The organism is Pseudoroseomonas cervicalis ATCC 49957 (genome assembly GCF_000164635.1).
Classification (GTDB): domain Bacteria; phylum Pseudomonadota; class Alphaproteobacteria; order Acetobacterales; family Acetobacteraceae; genus Pseudoroseomonas; species Pseudoroseomonas cervicalis.
The window spans coordinates 92,027-94,438 of record NZ_GG770784.1 but is presented as its reverse complement, the minus strand read 5'-3'; the positions used below and the strand labels follow the sequence as shown (position 1 = coordinate 94,438).

At 75.1% G+C, this 2,412-nt stretch carries 4 protein-coding genes; 1 reads left to right on the top strand and 3 read right to left on the bottom strand.

The window, feature by feature from the left end:
• On the top strand, nucleotides 1-193 hold a 193-nt coding region (locus HMPREF0731_RS18475; RefSeq protein WP_007005720.1), incomplete at its 5' end, for a hypothetical protein.
• A gap of 31 nt (nucleotides 194-224) precedes the next feature.
• On the opposite strand, the gene HMPREF0731_RS18470 is transcribed toward HMPREF0731_RS18475, so the two are convergent.
• From HMPREF0731_RS18470 to HMPREF0731_RS18460, 3 genes are all read right to left on the bottom strand, one after another.
• Nucleotides 225-1,100, bottom strand: a complete 876-nt coding sequence (locus HMPREF0731_RS18470) for an isocitrate lyase/PEP mutase family protein (RefSeq protein WP_007005719.1) — start codon at nucleotides 1,098-1,100, stop codon at nucleotides 225-227.
• A gap of 77 nt (nucleotides 1,101-1,177) precedes the next feature.
• Nucleotides 1,178-1,873 (bottom strand): flagellar hook assembly protein FlgD, encoded by a 696-nt coding sequence (locus HMPREF0731_RS18465; protein ID WP_007005718.1) that lies wholly within the window; start codon nucleotides 1,871-1,873, stop codon nucleotides 1,178-1,180.
• A gap of 26 nt (nucleotides 1,874-1,899) precedes the next feature.
• The coding region (locus tag HMPREF0731_RS18460; protein ID WP_040613939.1) for a flagellar hook-length control protein FliK at nucleotides 1,900-2,412 on the bottom strand (513 nt) is incomplete at its 5' end.

The following is a 2,412-nucleotide window of genomic DNA, read 5'->3' as shown; positions in this document are numbered from 1 at the left end:
CGCGGCGCTGCTGGCCTTCGCGGCGGAACTGGCGGCGGCGGAGGGCGCGGTGCGCCCGCTGCTGGCCCTCAGCCCCGCCGCGCTGGCGTCCGGGGCGGAGTATCCGCTGGAGCTGCTGCTGGCCGAGCGCTCCATCTCCATCAACACCGCCGCCGCCGGCGGCAATGCCAGCCTGATGCGGCTGGAGGCCTGAGGCGGCGCGGCGGCCGGGGCGCCCGCGCGCCTCAGCCGCCGAATTCCTCCGCCCAATGCTGCTGCTCGGTGAGGCCGACAATGCCGGCGAACTCGGCATAGCTTGTCATGGCCGGCGCGCGCGTGGCGGTGCAGCCCTCGCGCCGCAGCGCGGCCAGCGTGTCGCCGATGGCGCGCAGCGCGCTGAACAAGGTGGAAACGGGGTAGAGCGCCAGGCTGAAGCCCATCTGCTGCAACGCCTCGGCGCGCAACGCGACGGTCTCGGTGCCGTCGACGATGCTGACCACCTTGGGCCCCGGCAAGGCGCGGGCGATCTCCTCCAGCTCGGCGACGCGCTTCACGCCATCGATGAAGACCAGGTCCACGCCCGCATCCTGGTAGCGGCGGGCGCGGTCCAGCGCCTCCGCCATGCCGGCGGCCGGCAGCGCGTCGGTGCGGCCGATCACCAGCAGCTTCTCCGCGCCCCGCGCGGACAGCGCCGCGCGCAGGCGCAGCGCCGCCTCCTCGGCCGGCACCAGCCGGATGCCGGCCAGCTGGCCGCAGCGCTTCGGGCTCTGCTGGTCCTCCAGATGCAGCGCCGCCACCCCGGCCTGGGCGTAATCCTGCACGGTGCGGCGGAGGTTCAGCACGCCGCCATAGCCGGTGTCGGCATCGGCGATGACGGGGATGGTGACGGCGCGGGTCAGCCCGCGTGCCTGGTCGGCCATCTCGGTGCCGCTCATCAGCCCCAGATCGGGCAGGCCGAGCCGCGCCGCCGTGGCGCCGAGCCCGGTCATGTAGAGCGCCGGGAACCCGGCCTGCGCGATCATGCGCGCGGTCAGCGCGTCCGGCGCGCCAGGCGCCATGACCAGCCCTTGCGCCATGGCGGCGCGCAGCGCCTCCGCCGGATGCGGTTTTGTGGGCGACACGCTTCCCTCCCCTCTTGCTTGTCCGCCAGCCTCACGCGGCGGGGCGGTCCGCGCAAGCGGCGGGGAGGGAGGCGGGCTCAGCCGCCGAGGCGGGTGACCTCGCTGGCGCCGACCACCGCGCCATTGTCCAGCACCAGCTGCAGCGTGCCGGTGCCGTCGCGGCGCAGCTCGGTCACCTTGCCGCTCATCATCAGGCTGCCGGCGCTCTGCCGCCGCCCGGCCTGGTCGTCGCCCACCACGCGCGCGGTGTAGCGGCCCGGCGCCAGGGCGTTGCCATTGCCATCCTTGCCGTCGAAGCTGATCTGGCTGCTGCCCGCGGCCAGGCCGATGCTGCGCAGCACATCGCCGCGCGCATCCAGGATCTCCAGCCGCAGGTTGCGCAGATTGGCGCCGCTGGCCTCGACGCTCAGCGGCACCCTGCCGCCGCCCTCCGGCACGCTCACTGTCTCCGACTGGGTGCGCACCGCCTTGCCGAGCAGCGCCGCGTTCTCCGCCAGGCTGGCCTGGCCCGAGAGGGTCTCGGCGATGCCCTGCAGCAGGGCATTGGTCTTGGTCTGCTGCTCGACCTGGGAGAACTGCGCCAGCTGGGCGACGAACTGCGTCGGGTCGGTCGGGCTCATCGGGTCCTGGAAGCGCAGCTGCGCCGTCAGCAGCTTCAGGAAGCGGTCGAAATCGGGGCTGCCGGCGCCAGGCAGCTGCGCGGTGGGCGCGCCGCTGGCGGCCAGGTTGGTCGGGGTGGCGCTGGCGGCGGTGACGGCATTGGTGGTGGCCATGGCTGGATCTCCCGGCGGCGCGCGCCTCAGGCGATGATGTCGATCAGGCTGTCGGAGGCGGGGCGGCGCGGCGCCGCGGCCTCGGCGGCGGGGTCATCGGCGGCGGCGGCGGCGTCGCGGCCGGTCCGGGTGGCGAATTCCGCCTCATCCTCCGAGCGCGGCAGGGCGCCATGCTGCAGGTCGAGCCCGGACTGGCCGAGCTGCAGCCCGGCCTGCTCCATCTGCTGCAGCAGGCCCGGCCGCTCCTGGCGCAGCGCCTCGAAGGTGTCGGCGCGCTCGGCGGCCATCACCACCTGGTGCACCTGCCCCTCGCGGAACGTCAGGCGCAGCTCGACCCGGCCCAGCTCCGGCGGGTTGAGCGCCAGCGAGACGGTCTCCTCGCCGCGCTCGGCCGCCTGGGTCAGCCGCAGCACCAGCTGTGGCCCGGCCTCGGCGGCGATGCGCTGCAGATGCGGCGGGGCCATCGGCGCGGTGAAGCCGGCTGCCGTGGCGGCACTGGCCGGCGCCGCGCCGGCCGGCAGAGCGGCAGGCCAGGGCGG